Annotated in this window: 18 protein-coding genes; 15 read left to right on the forward strand and 3 right to left on the reverse strand. The window is 36.7% G+C overall.

Going from position 1 to position 18,841, the window contains the following annotated elements; translation table 11 throughout:
* Positions 1-66: 66 nt before the first annotated feature.
* On the forward strand, positions 67-339 hold the full coding sequence (locus tag N9R04_RS02920; protein WP_262855012.1) for a hypothetical protein: 273 nt from the start codon (positions 67-69) through the stop codon (positions 337-339).
* A 634-nt stretch (positions 340-973) separates the two neighbouring features.
* Here the strand turns inward: N9R04_RS02920 and def are convergent.
* Positions 974-1,525: a peptide deformylase gene (gene def / locus N9R04_RS02925; RefSeq protein ID WP_262855013.1), complete on the reverse strand. Its 552-nt coding sequence runs from the start codon at positions 1,523-1,525 to the stop codon at positions 974-976.
* Between the two features lie 123 nt (positions 1,526-1,648).
* On the opposite strand from def, the gene N9R04_RS02930 reads away from it, so the two are divergent.
* The 12 genes from N9R04_RS02930 (at position 1,649) to auxB (ending at position 14,113) form a co-directional block, all read left to right on the forward strand.
* Positions 1,649-2,278: a YkyA family protein gene (locus N9R04_RS02930; RefSeq protein WP_262855014.1), complete on the forward strand. Its 630-nt coding sequence runs from the start codon at positions 1,649-1,651 to the stop codon at positions 2,276-2,278.
* Between the two features lie 274 nt (positions 2,279-2,552).
* Positions 2,553-3,665: a pyruvate dehydrogenase (acetyl-transferring) E1 component subunit alpha gene (pdhA, locus tag N9R04_RS02935; protein ID WP_262855015.1), complete on the forward strand. Its 1,113-nt coding sequence runs from the start codon at positions 2,553-2,555 to the stop codon at positions 3,663-3,665.
* Positions 3,666-3,668: 3 nt separating this feature from the next.
* A complete protein-coding gene (locus N9R04_RS02940) occupies positions 3,669-4,646 on the forward strand; it encodes an alpha-ketoacid dehydrogenase subunit beta (RefSeq protein WP_262855016.1) in 978 nt (325 codons plus the stop codon).
* A gap of 121 nt (positions 4,647-4,767) precedes the next feature.
* The gene (locus N9R04_RS02945) at positions 4,768-6,072 is read left to right on the forward strand and encodes a dihydrolipoamide acetyltransferase family protein (protein WP_262855017.1); all 1,305 of its coding nucleotides are present in this window, start codon (positions 4,768-4,770) and stop codon (positions 6,070-6,072) included.
* Positions 6,073-6,075: 3 nt separating this feature from the next.
* The gene (lpdA, locus tag N9R04_RS02950) at positions 6,076-7,482 is read left to right on the forward strand and encodes a dihydrolipoyl dehydrogenase (protein WP_262855018.1); all 1,407 of its coding nucleotides are present in this window, start codon (positions 6,076-6,078) and stop codon (positions 7,480-7,482) included.
* 120 nt (positions 7,483-7,602) lie between these two features.
* Positions 7,603-7,872: a UPF0223 family protein gene (locus N9R04_RS02955; RefSeq protein WP_262855019.1), complete on the forward strand. Its 270-nt coding sequence runs from the start codon at positions 7,603-7,605 to the stop codon at positions 7,870-7,872.
* 116 nt (positions 7,873-7,988) lie between these two features.
* On the forward strand, positions 7,989-8,528 hold the full coding sequence (locus tag N9R04_RS02960; protein ID WP_262855020.1) for a helix-turn-helix domain-containing protein: 540 nt from the start codon (positions 7,989-7,991) through the stop codon (positions 8,526-8,528).
* Between the two features lie 10 nt (positions 8,529-8,538).
* A complete protein-coding gene (locus N9R04_RS02965) occupies positions 8,539-9,630 on the forward strand; it encodes an ABC transporter ATP-binding protein (RefSeq protein WP_262855021.1) in 1,092 nt (363 codons plus the stop codon).
* The gene (locus N9R04_RS02970) at positions 9,623-10,429 is read left to right on the forward strand and encodes an ABC transporter permease (RefSeq protein ID WP_262855022.1); all 807 of its coding nucleotides are present in this window, start codon (positions 9,623-9,625) and stop codon (positions 10,427-10,429) included. Before N9R04_RS02965 ends, N9R04_RS02970 begins: the two co-directional genes overlap by 8 nt.
* 4 nt (positions 10,430-10,433) lie before the next feature.
* The gene (locus N9R04_RS02975; RefSeq protein ID WP_262855023.1) at positions 10,434-11,228 is read left to right on the forward strand and encodes an ABC transporter permease; all 795 of its coding nucleotides are present in this window, start codon (positions 10,434-10,436) and stop codon (positions 11,226-11,228) included.
* On the forward strand, positions 11,225-12,298 hold the full coding sequence (locus tag N9R04_RS02980; protein WP_262855024.1) for an ABC transporter substrate-binding protein: 1,074 nt from the start codon (positions 11,225-11,227) through the stop codon (positions 12,296-12,298). Before N9R04_RS02975 ends, N9R04_RS02980 begins: the two co-directional genes overlap by 4 nt.
* A 720-nt stretch (positions 12,299-13,018) precedes the next feature.
* The gene (auxB, locus tag N9R04_RS02985) at positions 13,019-14,113 is read left to right on the forward strand and encodes a lipoteichoic acid stability factor AuxB (protein WP_262855025.1); all 1,095 of its coding nucleotides are present in this window, start codon (positions 13,019-13,021) and stop codon (positions 14,111-14,113) included.
* A gap of 249 nt (positions 14,114-14,362) precedes the next feature.
* On the opposite strand, the gene N9R04_RS02990 is transcribed toward auxB, so the two are convergent.
* Positions 14,363-15,691: an Nramp family divalent metal transporter gene (locus N9R04_RS02990; RefSeq protein WP_262855134.1), complete on the reverse strand. Its 1,329-nt coding sequence runs from the start codon at positions 15,689-15,691 to the stop codon at positions 14,363-14,365.
* 391 nt (positions 15,692-16,082) lie between these two features.
* On the opposite strand from N9R04_RS02990, the gene N9R04_RS02995 reads away from it, so the two are divergent.
* Entirely contained in the window at positions 16,083-16,514 is a 432-nt protein-coding gene (locus N9R04_RS02995; RefSeq protein WP_262855026.1) for a DUF4064 domain-containing protein, read from the forward strand.
* A gap of 205 nt (positions 16,515-16,719) precedes the next feature.
* Here N9R04_RS02995 and N9R04_RS03000 read toward each other — a convergent pair whose 3' ends face one another.
* Complete coding sequence (locus N9R04_RS03000; RefSeq protein ID WP_262855027.1) at positions 16,720-17,331, reverse strand: YktB family protein; 612 nt, start codon at positions 17,329-17,331, stop codon at positions 16,720-16,722.
* A 373-nt stretch (positions 17,332-17,704) separates the two neighbouring features.
* Here N9R04_RS03000 and N9R04_RS03005 point away from each other — a divergent pair, with 373 nt between their 5' ends.
* The gene (locus N9R04_RS03005) at positions 17,705-18,523 is read left to right on the forward strand and encodes an inositol monophosphatase family protein (RefSeq protein WP_262855028.1); all 819 of its coding nucleotides are present in this window, start codon (positions 17,705-17,707) and stop codon (positions 18,521-18,523) included.
* The last annotated feature ends 318 nt before the right edge of the window (positions 18,524-18,841 follow it).

Below are 18,841 nucleotides of genomic sequence, written 5' to 3' on the forward strand. Positions count from 1 at the left end.
TAATGTATAGTAGAACTGAGGTGTCAGAGACGTATACTCGTATTAAATCTAGAAAGAAGGATAGTCATGAAGAAAATTGACAGATTAATCAGAGAAATCAAGAGAGAACAGAACCGAACTGATAAATTATTGCGAGAAATTACTTTTGAAATTAGAGACAAACAAGTCATCATGTTTTTTAACTATGAGGAGACTATAGATAATATTCATGATAATCCTCATGCAGTTAAACATAATCACGATCCAGAATTTTTAAATTTAAAAGAGTTAGATATGTTAAAGCCGAAACTGTCAGAAATAGGTTTGCCTTTCACTGAACGTCGAGATGACTTTATGTGACGACAAACTAATTTAGATAGAACTGTAAATAGTTGGAATATTTGTTGCAGGCAGCAGCATTAATAGAAATGTGTAGATACATTTTCATGACTTCATATTAGGGTCGAAGGAATTAATATAGAGGTGGAACTTAGAGAAAGGGAGAAGTTTAATTGATATCGCTGTGCTGTGGTAAAGCGACTGATTGAGCTTCTTAATAAGCTAGACACTAGCACAGTTAGAAGGGAAAGCGTGACATTGAATTTATAGACTTTCAGAGTCCAAATCGTTTTTGTCATAAATATTTTGCCATAAATAAGGCTGAATGGTAGGAAGTAGCGCATATAAGTTTAAGTGAGAATAATTGTAGTCATAAATATAAAGACTCGGTATTATATGAGGCTGGGACATAATGTAATGTCTCAGCCTCTTTCAGCATCTTGGCAGTAGATGACTGATTTGAAAATGCGCTTATATCAAGCTTTTTTCAATTCTAGTCATTTTTTCCGGGCGGGACAGGAATCTTTTTATTCATATTAAATTTCTGTCCCGCTCACATTATATAGTCATCACTATGGCATTTATACCGAGCCTTTAATTTGAGAGAGCACTTGGCTCCTCCCACTGTATTGTTAAAATTGATCAAACTTAACTGTCAGGCTTCTACAGCACCATCATGCGGTTGTAAAGGATTATCATCGTCAATATGGTCATAAAACATGATGCCGTTAAGGTGATCTATTTCGTGTTGAACGACTATAGCTGGGTAACCCTTGAGTCTCAATTTAATTTCATTGCCATCGATATCGCTAGCTTTCACAGTTACTCGATTCTTACGGTGTACTAACCCTGGAATATCTTTATCTACACTTAAACAACCTTCGCCTGTAGGGAGATAGGCTTCCTGTACACTGTGACTCACTATTTTTGGATTAACTAACATGAGATCGTATTTTTTACCACTACCATCATCTGGTAAATGAACAGCGATCATTCTCTTTGAAAGGTTAATCTGTGGCGCAGCTAAACCTACTCCTGATCTCAGACCATATTTTTTAGCTGTTTCTTCATCTTGACTATTTATGAGAAATTGACGCATTTCTTGAAGTGTTGTTCTATCTTGATCACTTAACGGTAATTCTACTTCTTCAGCTTTTTCACGCAATGTTGGATGACCATCTCTAATAATATCTTTCATTGTTAACATGAGTCATACTCCTTCCTTAATTATTCACTATATCAAATTTAAGCGACTGAAATACAGTTTTCTAGTTGCTTTTAGATAAAAATTTTTTTACGATAACACTGATATAAAGGAGGAATATACATAATGAAATTAAGACACGGTATAAGTGTCCTATGCGTCTCATCGTTATTATTAGCTGGTTGCACGACGGACAAGGGAGAGATGAAGGCATATCATCATCAAATTGAAAACGCTCAAGCTAAAGAAAAAGTGATGAATCAATCTGACAAAGAGATGGGACAGATTCAACGCGACAAGCAACAAGAAATGAAAAAGTTAACCGGACAAAAAGATCTTAAGAAAATTAAAGAACCCTCAAAGAATTTAATTAAAAGTATTGAAAAACAACAAAAAGCTTTCAGTAAAGAAGAAAAAGCTATGAATGCTTCTAAAGAAGAATATAAAAAAGCACATGAGCACATTAGTAATATTGAGAATGACAAGCGACGCAAAGCAGTAAAAGAATGGGATGCTGCACTCAAAGCTAAATATAAAGCTTTTGATGAGTATGCTAAAGCATATAACACCGCTTTAAAGAAAGAAAAAGATAAATTTCAATATGTACTCAAAGAGAAGCCAGAGCAGGATGAATTAAATAACAAATCAACTGAAGTAAATAAGTCTTACGAAAAAATTTCTGATAAGTTGAAGAAATATCAAGATGCTTCTAAAAAAGCTGATGAGAAAAAACAACAGGCTGAAACATTGCAATAATTGATTATGACAACTATTAGTTCAAGAAATTAACATAGATTTAGCACGTTTATGTTGTATGCGCTTTCGTAAATAAGTTAAAATATAACTGGAAGTCGTATGAAGTATATTGATACAGTTAACATATTTTAACTAATACAGATGTAGGTCTGTACTTATCAACGTTGATACAGAACATTTTATAATTTGTTAACAGTATAATCTCGATGTGGTACAATACGAATTGATAAAAAAGAAATTTTTTCTATTATACGGGAAAGGTATGGTGAATTGAATGGCTCCTAAGTTAACAGCCCAATTCGACGCTGAGAAGGTATTACACGATACAGAATCTCAATTTGAAATGGTTCAAATATTGGATGAAGATGGCAACGTACTAAATGAAGACTTAATGCCAGACTTGTCAGATGAGGAACTTGTTGAGCTCATGAGAAGAATGGTGTGGACACGTATTCTTGACCAACGTTCTATTTCATTAAACAGACAAGGGCGATTAGGTTTCTACGCTCCAACGGCGGGTCAAGAAGCTTCACAATTAGCATCACAATACGCTTTAGAAGAAGAGGACTTTATACTTCCAGGCTATCGTGATGTGCCACAATTAATTTGGCATGGCTTACCATTAACTGAAGCTTTCTTATTCTCTCGTGGTCACTTTAAAGGTAACCAGATGCCGGAAAAAGTTAACGCGTTAAGCCCTCAAATTATCATTGGTGCACAATATGTTCAAACTGCTGGTGTAGCATTAGGTATTAAAAAGCGTGGTAAACAAGCTGTTGCAATTACATACACTGGCGATGGTGGTTCGTCTCAAGGTGACTTCTATGAAGGAATCAACTTTGCTTCAGCTTACAAAGCGCCAGCAATCTTTGTTATTCAAAACAACAATTACGCTATATCCACACCGCGAAGCAAACAAACAGCAGCCGTTACGCTGGCGCAAAAAGCAATAGCGGTAGGTATACCTGGTATTCAAGTTGACGGCATGGATGCGCTTGCCGTATATCAAGCTACTAAAGAAGCGCGTGAACGTGCGATCAATGGTGAGGGTCCTACGTTGATCGAAACTATGACTTATCGTTATGGACCTCATACAATGGCTGGGGACGATCCTACTAAGTATAGAACTTCTGATGAAGACTCAGAATGGGAGAAGAAAGATCCTTTAGTACGCTTTAGAAAGTTCTTAGAAAATAAAGGATTGTGGTCAGAAGATAAAGAAAACGAAGTGATTGAAGCTGCTAAAGCTGATATCAAGGCTGCAATTAAAGAGGCAGATAACACGCCTAAACAAAAAGTAACTGACTTGATGGATATTATGTACGAAGAAATGCCTCAAAATTTAGCAGAGCAATATGAAATATACAAAGAGAAGGAGTCGAAGTAACCCATGGCACAAATGACAATGGTTCAAGCGATTAATAACGCGCTCAAAACTGAACTACAAAACGATGAAAATGTTTTACTTTTCGGAGAAGACGTCGGTGTTAATGGCGGTGTATTCCGTGTAACTGAAGGGTTACAAAAAGAATTTGGAGAAGACCGAGTATTTGACACTCCATTAGCAGAGTCAGGTATTGGCGGCTTAGCATTAGGACTGAGCACGCAAGGTTATCGCCCAGTAATGGAAATTCAATTCTTAGGTTTCGTGTTTGAAACATTTGATGAAATAGCTGGTCAAATCGCTCGTACTCGTTTCCGTTCAGGAGATTCTAAGCCTGCACCTGTTACAATTCGAGCTCCATTTGGTGGTGGCGTGCATACACCTGAATTACATGCTGATAATTTAGAAGGTATTCTCGCACAATCTCCTGGTTTGAGAGTGGTTATCCCATCAAATCCATACGATGCTAAAGGGTTGCTTATTTCAGCTATCCGCAGTAATGATCCAGTAGTATTTTTAGAACACATGAAACTTTATCGTTCATTCCGTGACGAGGTTCCTGAAGACGAATACACTGTAGAATTAGATAAAGCAAGTATCAAACAAGAAGGTAGTGACCTAACTCTTATTGCTTACGGTGCAATGGTTCAAGAATCACTTAAGGCTGCTGAGGAGTTAGAGAAAGATGGTTACTCTGTAGAGGTTATCGATTTACGCACTGTTCAGCCTATCGATATCAAGACGCTTGTAGCTTCAGTTGAAAAAACAGGACGTGCTGTTGTAGTGCAAGAAGCGCAACGTCAAGCTGGCGTAGGTGCAACAGTTGCTGCTGAGCTAGCTGAGCGTGCTATTCTATCTTTAGAAGCTCCAATTGCACGTGTAGCTGCAGCTGATACAGTTTATCCGTTCACTCAAGCTGAAAATGTATGGTTACCAAATAAAAATGATATCTTAGAACAAGCTAAAGCAACTCTAGAGTTTTAAGTCTATTCATAAGTAAGTATATAGGGATTATAGTATCGAATACGTCTTTACAATTAATTCCTCTGTACTTACTTAACTGTCAAATAGATAATTTACTATGAAATATTAGGAGGACAAGACCGTGGCGTTTGAATTTAAATTACCTGATATTGGTGAAGGTATCCATGAAGGTGAAATTGTAAAATGGTTTGTTAAAGCTGGAGACACAATTGAAGAAGATGATGTACTAGCTGAAGTTCAAAACGATAAATCAGTCGTAGAAATCCCCTCGCCAGTTTCTGGTACTATTGAAGAAGTATTAGTAGATGAAGGTACAGTAGCTGTAGTTGGTGATACTATCGTTAAGATTGATGCCCCTGATGCTGAAGAGATGCAATTTAAAGGTGGGGATCATGACGATTCGAAGAAAGATGAACAAGAGGAAACTGACTCATCTCAAGAAGAAGCCACTTCACAAGCTGATTCAAGCACTGCTGACTCTAGCGAGGAAGATGTTGATGAGAATAGACGCGTTAAAGCAATGCCTTCAGTACGTAAATATGCACGTGAAAACGGCGTGAATATCAAAGCTGTTGATGGTACAGGTAAACATGGTCGTATCTTAAAAGAAGATGTCGACGCATACCTAAACGGTGACACAGCTACTGAGACAGAAACTACAGCTTCTGATGATTCAGCAAGTGAAAGTACTAGTCAATCCGCACCAGTTTCTCAAGAAGGTGACTTCCCAGAAACAACAGAGAACATCCCAGCAATGCGTAAAGCTATCGCTAAAGCAATGGTAAACTCTAAACATACAGCTCCACACGTGACGTTAATGGATGAAATTGACGTTCAACAACTTTGGGATCACCGTAAGAAATTCAAAGAAATTGCTGCAGAGCAAGGCACTAAACTTACATTCTTACCATATGTAGTTAAAGCGCTTGTATCTGCATTGAAAAAATATCCAGCGCTTAATACTTCATTCAATGAAGACGAAGGTACAATTACTCATAAACATTATTGGAATATAGGTATTGCGGCTGATACTGAAAGAGGCTTATTAGTTCCAGTAGTTAAACATGCGGATCGTAAATCAATCTTTGAAATCTCTGATGAAATCAATGAGCTTGCAGTTAAAGCTAGAGATGGTAAACTAACATCAGAAGAAATGAAAGGTGCTACTTGCACAATTAGTAATATTGGTTCTGCAGGTGGACAATGGTTTACACCAGTAATCAACCATCCAGAAGTAGCAATCTTAGGTATTGGTCGTATTGCTCAAAAACCAATTGTTAAAGATGGAGAAATCATAGCTGCTCCTGTACTTGCATTATCATTAAGTTTCGACCATAGACAAATTGATGGTGCTACTGGTCAAAATGCTATGAATCATATTAAACGATTATTAAATAATCCGGAATTATTATTAATGGAGGGGTAAAATATGGTAGTTGGAGATTTTCCAATTGAAACTGACACTATAGTAATCGGAGCAGGTCCAGGTGGATACGTAGCTGCTATTCGTGCTGCACAATTAGGACAAAAAGTAACAATTGTTGAGAAAGGCAATTTAGGTGGCGTTTGTCTTAATGTAGGATGTATTCCTTCTAAAGCACTTTTACACGTATCTCACCGCTTTGAAGAAGCTCAGAATTCTGAAAACCTAGGTGTGGTAGCTGAAAGTGTTAGATTGAAATTTGATCAGGTACAAGAGTTCAAAAACTCAGTAGTTAACAAGTTAACTGGTGGAGTTGAAGGATTACTAAAAGGTAATAAAGTTGAAATTGTTAAAGGTGAAGCTTACTTCGTTGATAATAATAGTTTACGAGTTATGGATGAAAAGTCAGCTCAAACTTACAACTTTAAAAATGCCATTATTGCTACAGGTTCTAGACCAATCGAAATTCCTAATTTCGAATTTGGCAAACGCGTTATCGATTCAACAGGTGCGCTTAATTTAGAAGAAGTACCTAAGAAATTAGTTGTAGTCGGCGGTGGCTACATTGGTTCTGAGTTAGGTACAGCATATGCTAATTTCGGTTCTGAAGTTACTATTCTTGAAGGTGCTAAGGATATCCTAGGTGGCTTTGAGAAGCAAATGACGCAACCTGTTAAAAAAGGTATGAAAGAAAAAGGAATCGAAATTGTGACAGAAGCTATGGCGAAGTCAGCTGAAGAAAGTGAAGATGGCGTAACAGTTACTTACGAAGTTAAAGGTGAAGAAAAAACGATCGAAGCTGATTACGTATTAGTAACAGTTGGTCGTCGACCTAATACAGATGAGTTAGGTTTAGAAGAATTAGGTATTAAATTTGGCGAACGTGGTTTATTAGAAGTTGATAAACAAAGCAGAACTTCAATTGACAATATTTATGCAATTGGAGACATCGTACCAGGTTTAGCTCTTGCTCATAAAGCGAGTTATGAAGCTAAAGTAGCTGCTGAAGCAATCTCAGGAGAAGCTTCTGAAGTAGATTATATCGGTATGCCAGCAGTAGCGTTTACTGATCCAGAACTAGCTCAAGTAGGTTATACTGAAGCTCAAGCTAAAGAAGAAGGTATCGATTATAAAGCTTCTAAATTCCCATATGCAGCGAACGGTCGTGCTTTATCATTAGATGATACTAACGGCTTCATTAAATTAATTACGTTAAAAGAAGACAACACTGTAATTGGAGCACAAGTCGCAGGAACAGGAGCTTCTGACGTTATCTCTGAATTAGGTTTAGCTATCGAATCAGGTATGAATGCTGAAGATATCGCCTTAACTGTACACGCTCACCCAACATTAGGTGAAATGTCAATGGAAGCTGCTGAAAAAGCACTTGGACTTCCAATTCACTCAATGTAATACTCTATAAATATAGCTATTTATTAAAAAGCCACCAGGGAGTTCTGGTGGTTTTTTATTTCATCTATCAGAAGTGAGTCATTAGTTTATTAAACAAGTAGCAGAAAGGAGATATCTAACTTGGATTATCATTACCCTCTAGATTTAGATTGGTCTAACGACGAAATGATGGATGTCATATCGTTCTTCAACCAAGTTGAAGCTTATTATGAGTCATATGTCATCGGACAACATGTAATCGATAAATACCGCAGATTTAAAGAAATAATCCCTAGCAAAGCTGAAGAGAAACAAATTTTTAAGACATTTGAAAAAGCAAGTGGCTACAACTCATATCAAGTGGTGCAAAAAGCGAAATCTCAGTCCGATGAAAAAATTTCTAACGAGTGAAAATAGTTCTTGCTATTAAAGCTATATTTTGGTACTTTTATTAAGCAGTAAACAAAAAGTTTAGTAAAAGTAAACAAGATATAGCTTTTTTACGTTTGACTATAAAGAGGTATGAGATGAATTTAGGACAAAAGCTTAAAGACTTAAGGAAAGTAAAAAATCTTACTCAAGAAGAGCTTGCTGAGAGAACAGATTTAACGAAGGGATATATTAGTCAAATTGAGAGTTCGCACGCATCGCCAAGTTTAGACAAGTTCTTAATTATCCTAGAAGTGCTGGGAACCGAACCAAGTGATTTCTTCAAGCAAGAAGCAGAGATGAAAGTTCTATACCCGAAAGAACAACAGATTACTTATGACGAATATGATGATGGCTACCTACTAAATTGGTTAGTGAATCAATCGAATGAATTTGAGATGGAACCTTTACTTATAACATTGAGAGCGTATGCTTCTTATAAGCAATTTGCTCCTTCCGATTCTGAAACGTTTATTTATTGTTTAAAAGGGTGTGTGAAATTAGACTTAGGTGAACATGAGTATTATGCAGATCCTGGTGATGCTCTGTACTTTAAAGCAAACCAAATGCATTGTTTATCTAATCCGAGTGATCAAGCATCTCAAGCGTTGATCGTTGTAACTGCATCTTATTTATAGGAGGACGAACATGTCTTTATTATCCTTCAAAGGGGTGTCAAAGCAATTTGATGACACTCCGATTTTAAGAAATATAAATATCGAGTTAGAGTCAGGATATTTTTATACGTTATTAGGTCCCTCAGGTTGCGGTAAAACGACCATCTTAAAGTTAATAGCAGGATTTGTACAACCAGATCATGGAGAGATTATCTATAGAGGCGAAGACATACAAGGTTTAGCTCCTAATAAGAGACAAGTTAACACTGTATTTCAAGACTACGCCTTATTTCCACACCTGAATGTATTTGACAATATAGCATTTGGTCTAAGGTTAAAAGGTATGCGACAAAGAGACATTACACGAAAGGTTTCTGAATCATTAAAGCTAGTTAAGCTTGAAGGTTATGAACAGCGCTCTATATCTGAATTGAGCGGAGGCCAGAAACAGCGCATTGCAATTGCTCGTGCGATCGTTAATGAACCTGAAATTCTGTTATTAGATGAATCTTTATCCGCCTTAGATTTAAAGCTAAGAACTGAAATGCAATATGAATTAAGAGAGCTGCAATCACGACTTGGAATTACCTTCGTATTTGTCACACATGACCAAGAGGAAGCGTTAGCACTAAGTGACTACATATATGTAATGAAAGATGGACAAGTTCAACAATTTGGTACGCCTAACGATATTTATGATGAACCAGTCAATCGCTTTGTAGCTGATTTTATTGGGGAGTCTAATATCATACCAGGAATGATGGTGGAAGACTTTAAAGTAAATATATACGGACAAGCTTTCGACTGTGTCGACATGGGTATTCTCCCACATACAAGTGTGGAAGTGGTCATTCGTCCGGAAGATATCGATTTAGTACCTCTTGAACAGGGGTTGTTCAAAGTTACCGTGGATTCGATGTTATTTAGAGGTGTACACTATGAAATATGTTGTATTGATAAGAAAGGGTATGAATGGATTGTGCACTCTACGAAGTCTGCCACAGTTGGAGATGACATAGGTCTTTATTTTGCTCCAGAAGCGCTCCACATTATGGTCCCTGGAGAATCAGAAGAAGAGTTTGATAAGCGTATTGAGAGTTATGAGGCGAATACTCATGTCTAAAGTAATAAAGTTGTTGCTGTTACCTTATATCTTATGGATGGCCATGTTTATTGTGATACCTATCATTTTACTGATTTATTTTTCTTTTACTGATATACATGGTCATTTTAGTATCAATAATTACCAGCAAATCTTTTCACTCAGTTATTTACAAATGTTTGGAGAATCAGTATTCTTTGCTTTGCTTATTACAATTCTAACTTTGTTGGTAAGTTATCCGGCTGCTTACTTTTTAACTTATTCGTCTTATCAACATATACTTTTAATTCTTCTTATCGTGCCTACTTGGCTTAATTTATTACTAAAAACCTATGCTTTTATAAGTATTTTCAGTCACGACGGTATAATCAACCAACTCATGGACTTTTTTCATTTACCGTCGCTAAATATATTATTTACTGGCACAGCTTTCGTCATAGTAGCGACCTATATTTATATTCCCTTTATGATCTTACCAATATTTAATAGTTTAAAAGATATACCAGTGAATGTAATTCAAGCGTCGAAAGACTTAGGTGCTGGCACGTGGGCGACTGTGTGGAGAGTGCTAATTCCTATGAGTAAAAAGGGAATAATAACAGGGATTCAAGTTACTTTCATACCATCATTATCACTGTTTATGATTACTCGTTTGATTGCTGGTAATAAAGTGATTAACGTCGGCACTGCTATAGAAGAACAATTTCTCGTAAGTCAGAATTATGGCTTAGGTTCTTCAATAGCGCTGACACTCATTATTTTCATGATTATTGTATTACTTATCACGCAGGTGCTCAGTAAAGGTTCTAGGAAGGAATAATGATATGAAGTGGTACGGTAAACTCTATATAGCTATTCTACTGATCTTTCTATATGTACCTATTATATTTCTAATAGTCTACTCCTTTAATTCGGGAAATACTATGACTCACTTCGAGGGATTCACCCTCAACCATTACCAATCTTTATTTAAAGATAATCGATTGATGAGCATTATTTTTAATACACTAGGGGTAGCTCTAATAGCTGCGGCAATATCTACATTGATTGGAACGCTGGGAGCAGTAGGTGTATATTACTTAAGGCAGAAACGATTAAAGCGCATGTTGACAGCTATGAATAATATATTGTTAATTTCTTCTGACGTTGTAATTGGAGCTTCATTTCTAATTATGTTTATTGCTGTTGGACACTTAACTGGTTTAGGCTTAGGATTGTTCACTGTCCTTCTTTCTCATGTTGCTTTCTGTATCCCTATAGTATTCTTACTCGTCTTACCGCGTCTAGCAGAGCTCAACCCTTCTATATTAGATGCAGCTCAAGATCTAGGGGCAACTGAAATTCAAATATTGAATCGAGTCATCTTACCGCAATTGACACCCGCTATAATCGGTGGTTTTTTTATGGCTTTGACATATTCACTTGATGATTTCACAGTAAGTTTCTTCGTGACGGGTAATGGTTTTAGTGTCTTATCAGTAGAGGTTTATTCAATGGCTAGAAAAGGGATCAATATGGAAATTAATGCCATTTCCACATTACTCTTTGTAGCCATACTCATAGGAATCAGTGGCTACTTATTATTTCAAAGATATTTAAAAAGAGGTATTCAACGATGAAAACATTACTTCAAATATGTGCAAGTGCTACGGTTATCGGCATCATATGCTTAATTATCAGTCACGAATATACCTCTCACCATGCTTCAAAGACGAAAGAAAAAGTATATATTTATAATTGGGGTGAGTATATTGATCCCAGTTTAATTCACAAGTTCGAAAAGCAAACCGGAATAAAAGTAATCTATGAAACGTTTGATTCAAATGAGGCCATGGAAGCTAAAATTCGTAATGGAGGTACGCATTACGATGTGGCTTTTCCGAGCGATTACACTGTTGAGAAGATGAAGAAAGAGCAACTACTGCACACGATCGATCACAAGAAATTATCCAACTATTGCAACCTTGATAGAGCTTATTTGAATCAAGACTTCGATAAAGGAAATCGCTATTCAATTCCTTACTTTTTTGGGACGGTAGGAATACTTTATAATAAAGAACAGTACGCCGATATCAATTTCAATTCATGGGCAAGCTTGAACCAACCTCAGTTGCGCAATGACATTTTATTAGTTGATGGTGCTAGAGAAGTAATGGGGATGGCGCTGAATAAGTTGGGATTTAGTTTGAATGATACTAATGAAGACCACTTAAATAAGGCGCAAAGTGAACTCAGTAGACTAGCACCACAGATTAGAGGTGTCGTCGGTGATGAGGTTTCGTTGATGATGTCACACCATGAAGCTAATGTAGCTGTTGTCTGGAGCGGCGTTGCTTTACCTTTAGTGGAAGACAATCCAAATTTTGATTATGTGGTGCCTGAAGAGGGTTCAAATATGTGGTTGGACAACATGGTTATACCTAAGACTGCACAGAATAAAGAGGGAGCATATCGGTTTATTAACTTCTTATTAGATGAAGAAAATAGTAAGCAGAATACAGAATGGGTAGGCTATGCAACTCCGAATAAGGCTGCACGAGCTCAACTTCCTGCCCATATTAGAAATGACAAGAGCTTCTATCCAACTCAAGCCCAACAACGGAGCTTAGAAGTATACAGGGATTTAGGACAGCAGAAATTAGGTGAATACAATGATCGTTTTTTGGAATTTAAGATGAATTTAAGGTAGAGATTCTGAGAGTAGTTATGTTATTGTAAATCAGATATAATAAAAGTAATAAAATTTTGAATTACATATTATTAGCACTTTAGTAAACACATGCGTACCGACAAAGGTTGAGACATGAAGTTTCTGTGCGCTGGGAAACCGATTAACGGCGCCCCAAAGGCAGAAATGCTCACGAGTCGGGAGCGGGACAGAAATTTAATTTGAATAAAAAGATTTCGTAGTCCCGCCCCGGCAAGGATGGCTAGAATTGAAAAAAGCTTGATACAAGCGCGTTTTCAAATCAGCCATCTACTGCCGAGATGTTGAGGGAGCGGGACAGAAATCTAATTTGAATAAAAAAGATTTCGTAGTCCCGCCCCGGCAAGGATGACTAGAATTGAAAAAAGCTTGATACAAGCGCATTTTCAAATCAGTCATCTACTGCCAAGATGTTGAAAGAGCTTGAGACATTACATTATGTCCCAGTTTCTCTCTGTTGGGGCCCACCCCAACTTGCTTTGCTTGTGGAAACTGATTTATCAGTTTCTCTGTGTTGAGGCCCCACCCCAACTCGCATTGCTAGTGGAAACTGATGAACCAGTTTCTTTGTGTTGGGGCCCCATGCTCAAATCTTAAACGCTTTAGTCTCGACCTCAATTCTAATCTTGAAACTTTAGGCTAAAAATCGTGTTAGAGGATTAACACGTCAGATATTAATGAGACATATAAGGAGCTGTTAGTATGTCAGATGAACAATTCACTCAACTTAGACGCCCGGTTAATCGGGTGGGAGAGAAAGTACTAGGTTGGTTAAACTGGATTTTTCTTTTGCTTTTGACCGTAATGATGATGTTTATAGCGCTCGTATCATTTAGTAGTGATACGTCTATTCAAAAATTAGAAGCGGCATTAAATAATAATGATTTCGCGCAACAACTGTTTACAAGTTGGGACTTGAATACTACTCAATTTGTGGTTTGGTTACAAAATGGTATATGGGCAATTATAGTTTACTTTATTGTCTGTTTACTTATCTCATTCCTCGCATTAATTTCAATGAATATTAGAATTTTAAGTGGCATTCTATTTTTAATTGCCTCTGTCATAACGTTGCCACTCATATTATTATTTGTGACATTAATTATTCCTATCTTATTCTTTATCGTGTCAATTATGATGTTTGTGCGACGTGATAAAGTTGAGTATGCGATGTCATATGGTCCAGGTTATAATCAGCCATTTTACAATGATGACAGAAATTATGAACAGCATGATCAACCTGAACCCAATTATGATAATCCTCGCAAGCAAGACCGTGATATAGAAGCCAATAATAATCACTATAAAGAAGATCTGCGACGCGGAGGTTACGCACCTAGTGATTACACAACTACTACTAACGAAGAACCTGAAGTGCTGTCTCGGCAAGAGAAATATAATTATAAAAAGAAATATAAATCTGAGGACTTTAACACTGGTATAGAGCAAGATAAGGAACCAGAAGTGTATGATGATGAACAACGACTTTCTAGAGAAGAAGCCATTCGTCAGCAAGAGGAAAGACGACTAAGAGAGAAAGAAGAAGCTGAGCGACGTAAGCAAGAGGAAGCTGAAGAGGCTGCACGAGTAAAGCAACAACGAAAAGAAGAAAAGGCTCAAGCACGTCAAGAGAAGAAAGAGCGTAAACAACGGTTGAAAGAAAAAAGAAAACATCAACCAAGCGCAGTGAACCAGCGTCGTATGAATTACGAGGAGCGAAAAAAGGTCACTGGTAACCCTAGTCATCACGATGAAGATAGCGTAGAAGAATCGACAGAACATCACAAAGAAAAATAATATATTTTTACATCTAGAATAGTTGGTGATGTAGAAACGAGCCTGAGATATAAGACTCTAAAAAAATGGGAGCGGGGCAGAAATCTAATTTGAATAAAAAGATTTCTGTCCCGCTCCCGAATCGTGAGCATTTCTGTCGACATTCCTACTTCTATGACAATGTTAATCCGTATCCTAGAGTACAGAGACTTTATGCCATAACCTCTTCTAGGAGTGCAATTTCATTGTAACTGTGACATGCTATCTAATCTATAATTCTTGGAAAGTTTCGTAGATCAGATAAATATTTAATATGCTTAATATAATTATCAGTGACCATGAAACGATATTGATCCAAATTTTATTCTTAAATTTACCCATCATTTTTCTATTATTGGTAGCGAGTTGAAGCGGAATTAGTGTAAATGGTAGTGCAATACTTAAGAACACTTGGGAGAATACCAACAACTCTTCCATCTTAGCTTCACTACCCTTGTAAATAATGAGGCATAAGATGATAGGTAAGATAGCTAGACCACGTGTTACGAGTCGGCGAAGCCAATTAGGTAGGCGTAAGTTGATAAACCCTTCCATGACGATTTGTCCAGCAATCGTTCCAGTTATTGTAGAGTTTTGACCTGAAGCTAATAATGCTATTGCAAATAAAGTACTCATAACGGCACCCATCGTAGCCCCGAGTAACGGTTGATGATGCAACGCATTGTATAAATCATAGAATCCACCTAGTTTATCACTATCCATTCCGTAGAATAGAGCTGCGCCTAAGACGAGCAATAAACAATTAATTATAAACGCGATACCTAACTGAATATTTGAATCCATGATAGCATATTTTATAGCCTCAGCCTTGCTTTCTTCTTTGTTGCGATCATACATTCTAGATTGAACGATTGAAGAATGTAAGTAAAGGTTATGAGGCATGATTGTAGCACCTACGATACCTAATGCGATAAAGAGGATACTATGGTTAGTTATAATCGTTTTGCTAGGTAGAAATCCTTCAAGCATAGCATTGACGTGGGGTGAAGCTACAAAAACTTCAAACACAAATATAACTAGAACTGTGAAAATAAGTACACCTACAATAGCTTCTATCTTACGGAAGCCAAATCGCATAATAAATAATAATAAGAATACATCAAGAACGGTAATAATTGCACCGACAATTAAAGGTATATTAAAAAGTAAATCAAGTGCAATGGCACTCCCAATGACTTCTGCTATATCGGTCGCAATAATAGCGAGTTCCGCAATAATCCAAAATACGAAAGCTAACGGTTTATTTAAGTAACGACTTGTTGCTTGCGCTAAGTCATCGCCAGTAGCTATCCCCAACCGTACTGTCATACTTTGAAGTATCATAGCTGCAATACTTGAGAGCAGTATGACGAATAATAAGGTGTAACCAAACTGTGCTCCACCTTGCATTGAAGTTATCCAATTACCTGGATCCATATATCCTACTGCGACGAGTAATCCAGGTCCTAGATAAGAAAGCAACTTTTGACTTGCTTTGCCTTCTTTATTGACCGAAACGGTATTATTAATTTCTTCTAAACTTTTTCTAGATGCTTGCATATTCTGCTTCAATTTATCACCTTCATATTAAAACTTATATATAACACCTTAATCTAAACTTAAAGTTAGGTCAACCTAAAAAATAATTTTGAATAACTTTGGAGAGGGAGCGGGACAGAAATCTAATTTGAATAAAAAAGATTTCGTCGTCCCGCCCCGGCAAGGATGACTAGAATTGAAAAAAGCTTGATACAAGCGCGTTTTCAAATCAGTCATCTACTACCGAAGTGTTGAAGAGACTGAGACATTACATTATGTCCCGCTCCCTTCTATTCCCTCAGGTGCAGCCCAATATGTATAAAAATTTGAACCTATCAGAGTGTTAGGATTTATATTTTCTGTAAAAGTATTTATCTGATAAGATAATATTAAGAAGAAAAGGAGGAAGGATATGAGTAGTAAACTTGAAAAAATAATTGGTTGGATAGGTGTCGGATTGAGTGCGATATATACTTTCTTCATGCTACTTATCGTCATAAGTCTATACATACCTCAAACGAAAAAAGAAATTATAAATCAATTTAAGGAACAAAATCAATCTATTTCGGTTGATCAAATAACTTTTGTTTGTAGTTATATATTAGTTGGACTGTTATTTAGTACAATTTTTGCTCTAATTGCATTATTAATTATTAAGCAGAAGCGTGTGTTATCATCTATGTTACTGATTGCGATGGCACTCGTAGGTTTATTTACATATAATTGGATTGCTGCTATATTATGGTTAATCTCTGGAATACTACTGATTACGCGTCATCACAGAAATAAAAGACATTCAGATAGATTTAATCGTTATCATTTCGAGGCTCCAGAACGAAGATAATGAGTTAATCGAACAGTACTTTGTAAAGCTAAAAGGCAATGACTACTTTCGGAGTTCATCCGCTTAAAGTAGGCATTGCCTTTTGTATGATATATTGTAAGGTTATAATTTGGACGATATTCATGAGCTATACTTTTACTAAGTGACTTCCGCTTTTGCACAAGTGACACATAGGTAATAGTTAGGAGTATGACTCATTGAATAGCTATTTAAAAAATCTTAATAAGTGTTTGAACGTATCTTCTAAAAAGTATAGAAATGCTTGATCTTTCTTTAGTCGATAGTCATTTGGATCTAACGTTCTAGCAACAAATAGTTCGCCTTTTTTAACATTTTTCACTCGATCAATTGCTGATTGAATATCTTCTGTAGATAAATCTTTAATATACTTTTTCTCCGGTTTCATATGATCAAGACTTAAACAGTAATCTTCAGGTAGCGAAGTTAAGTAATCCAACTGTTCTTCAAATACTTTGACTTGTTCTTCTTTATCCTTAGCTTCATGCATAACACCATACATGACGAACAGTTGGTCACGGAATAAGCCGATTTGAAAGTGAGGTTGCATCTTATAGCCACGTTTATTCGTAGCGAATGCTACCCATGTATCTTTAGGTGGGTTAACACTGCGCCTTGCGTGTTTAGCCACGTGAGGGTAGAATACTTCGCCAGTTTCTGTTTCTAGAAATTGAGAGAAATATTCACCTAATTCCTGAAGCTGAGGGCGTATATGCTCATTTAATGCTTCCATTCGTGCGTCGAGACCATCAACTTCAAATACTTTAAAATCATTAGGTTTAAATGTATATAGAGTCATTGTATCCTCCTCATAAGCTTATATATTGTAGATATTGTAGCATAGTTTAAGAAAATACTCATTGTAAGTGCCATTGGTTAAAAGTTAAAATGAATATATCACATTGTGTGTAAAATAATATAATTCATTTTGGTTTTAAGTATAAGCGTGTTACTATTAAGTTCACTAAGAATTGTTAGTAATTCACTCTGAATTGTTAGGTTATATTGAAGGAGCTTAATACTTAACGATTTAAGTTGTAAACGCTTACGCAAGTATTTGAATCTAAAGAGCTAATTTTAATAAAAATGTGAAAGATACGAATCCCCTTTATACTTGTGTGAGCTGAAATAAAAAAGGTTGAGTTTTAATGTAATAAACAGGAGATGATCATATGACAGTGTATGAATTTGCGAAAGGTCTAATATTAGAAGCAGGTGGACAAGTAAGGTCTAGAATGGATGAGTCTATCCAGGTTGAAACTAAATCTAACCCAAATGATCTTGTGACAAATATTGATAGAGAAGTGGAAAACTATATTTATAATAGCATTCTCGATACTTACCCTGATCATCAAGTTATCGGAGAGGAAGGGCACGGTCATGAGCTAACGCAATTGGAAGGTTTCAGTTGGGTGATCGACCCAATAGATGGCACGCTGAACTTTGTACATCAAGCTGATAATTTCGCAATTTCTATAGGTATTTATAAAGATAACGAATCATATGCTGGCTTCGTGTACGATGTAATAAGTGATACGTTATATCACGCTAAAAAGGGTGAAGGCGCTTATATTAATCGACAGCGTATTAAAACGGTAGAGCAGACAACTTTAAAAACAAGTATCATTGGTATTAATCCTAATTGGCTCACGCGATCTAAATCAGAAGCCATATTTAAACAAATAGTAGCTGATGCGCGAAGTGCACGGGCGTATGGATCAGCTGCTTTAGAAATAGTAAACGTAGCAACAGGGAAACTAGCAGCTTATATGACTCCGAGGTTAAGTCCGTGGGATTATGCTGGAGCCGCTATCATTTTAGAAGAGGTTAATGGTGTAGTAACCGACTTATTAGGAAATCCTTTGTCTCTCATCAAGCCTAGCTCAGTCATCGCTGCTAATCCACAAATACATGAGGAAATACTAACACATTATTTATCTCATCATAATGAAGACATTTCAGCATTTCATCAATATTTAAATAGCAAATAATTGAAAGGTTATAGAGGTGGGGCCCCAACAAGGAGAAACTGATTCATCAGTTTCGACGGGCACTGCGAGTTGGGGTGGGGCCCCAACACAAAGAAACTGATTCATCAGTTTCGACGGGCACTGCGAGTTGGGGTGGGGCCCCAACACAAGGAGGCTGAGACATAATGTAATGTCTCAGCTTCTTTCAGCATCTTGGCAGTAGATGACTGATTTGAAAATGCGCTTGTATCAAGCTTTTTAAATTCTAGTCATCCTTGCCGGGGCGGGACTACAAAATCTTTTTATTCAAATTAGATTTCTGTCCCGCTCCCACCAAGC

Source organism: Staphylococcus marylandisciuri (genome assembly GCF_025519785.1).
Lineage (GTDB): Bacteria > Bacillota > Bacilli > Staphylococcales > Staphylococcaceae > Staphylococcus > Staphylococcus marylandisciuri.

Excerpts from the sequence above, each read along its gene's own strand:
- N9R04_RS02920 (WP_262855012.1), top strand. The coding sequence starts at position 67 with ATGAAGAAAATTGACAGATTAATCAGAGAAATCAAGAGAGAACAGAAC.
- def (WP_262855013.1), bottom strand. The coding sequence starts at position 1,525 with ATGTTAACAATGAAAGATATTATTAGAGATGGTCATCCAACATTGCGT.
- N9R04_RS02930 (WP_262855014.1), top strand. The coding sequence starts at position 1,649 with ATGAAATTAAGACACGGTATAAGTGTCCTATGCGTCTCATCGTTATTA.
- pdhA (WP_262855015.1), top strand. The coding sequence starts at position 2,553 with ATGGCTCCTAAGTTAACAGCCCAATTCGACGCTGAGAAGGTATTACAC.
- N9R04_RS02940 (WP_262855016.1), top strand. The coding sequence starts at position 3,669 with ATGGCACAAATGACAATGGTTCAAGCGATTAATAACGCGCTCAAAACT.
- lpdA (WP_262855018.1), top strand. The coding sequence starts at position 6,076 with ATGGTAGTTGGAGATTTTCCAATTGAAACTGACACTATAGTAATCGGA.
- N9R04_RS02960 (WP_262855020.1), top strand. The coding sequence starts at position 7,989 with ATGAATTTAGGACAAAAGCTTAAAGACTTAAGGAAAGTAAAAAATCTT.
- N9R04_RS02965 (WP_262855021.1), top strand. The coding sequence starts at position 8,539 with ATGTCTTTATTATCCTTCAAAGGGGTGTCAAAGCAATTTGATGACACT.
- N9R04_RS02970 (WP_262855022.1), top strand. The coding sequence starts at position 9,623 with ATGTCTAAAGTAATAAAGTTGTTGCTGTTACCTTATATCTTATGGATG.
- N9R04_RS02975 (WP_262855023.1), top strand. The coding sequence starts at position 10,434 with ATGAAGTGGTACGGTAAACTCTATATAGCTATTCTACTGATCTTTCTA.
- N9R04_RS02980 (WP_262855024.1), top strand. The coding sequence starts at position 11,225 with ATGAAAACATTACTTCAAATATGTGCAAGTGCTACGGTTATCGGCATC.
- auxB (WP_262855025.1), top strand. The coding sequence starts at position 13,019 with ATGTCAGATGAACAATTCACTCAACTTAGACGCCCGGTTAATCGGGTG.
- N9R04_RS02990 (WP_262855134.1), bottom strand. The coding sequence starts at position 15,691 with ATGCAAGCATCTAGAAAAAGTTTAGAAGAAATTAATAATACCGTTTCG.
- N9R04_RS02995 (WP_262855026.1), top strand. The coding sequence starts at position 16,083 with ATGAGTAGTAAACTTGAAAAAATAATTGGTTGGATAGGTGTCGGATTG.
- N9R04_RS03000 (WP_262855027.1), bottom strand. The coding sequence starts at position 17,331 with ATGACTCTATATACATTTAAACCTAATGATTTTAAAGTATTTGAAGTT.
- N9R04_RS03005 (WP_262855028.1), top strand. The coding sequence starts at position 17,705 with ATGACAGTGTATGAATTTGCGAAAGGTCTAATATTAGAAGCAGGTGGA.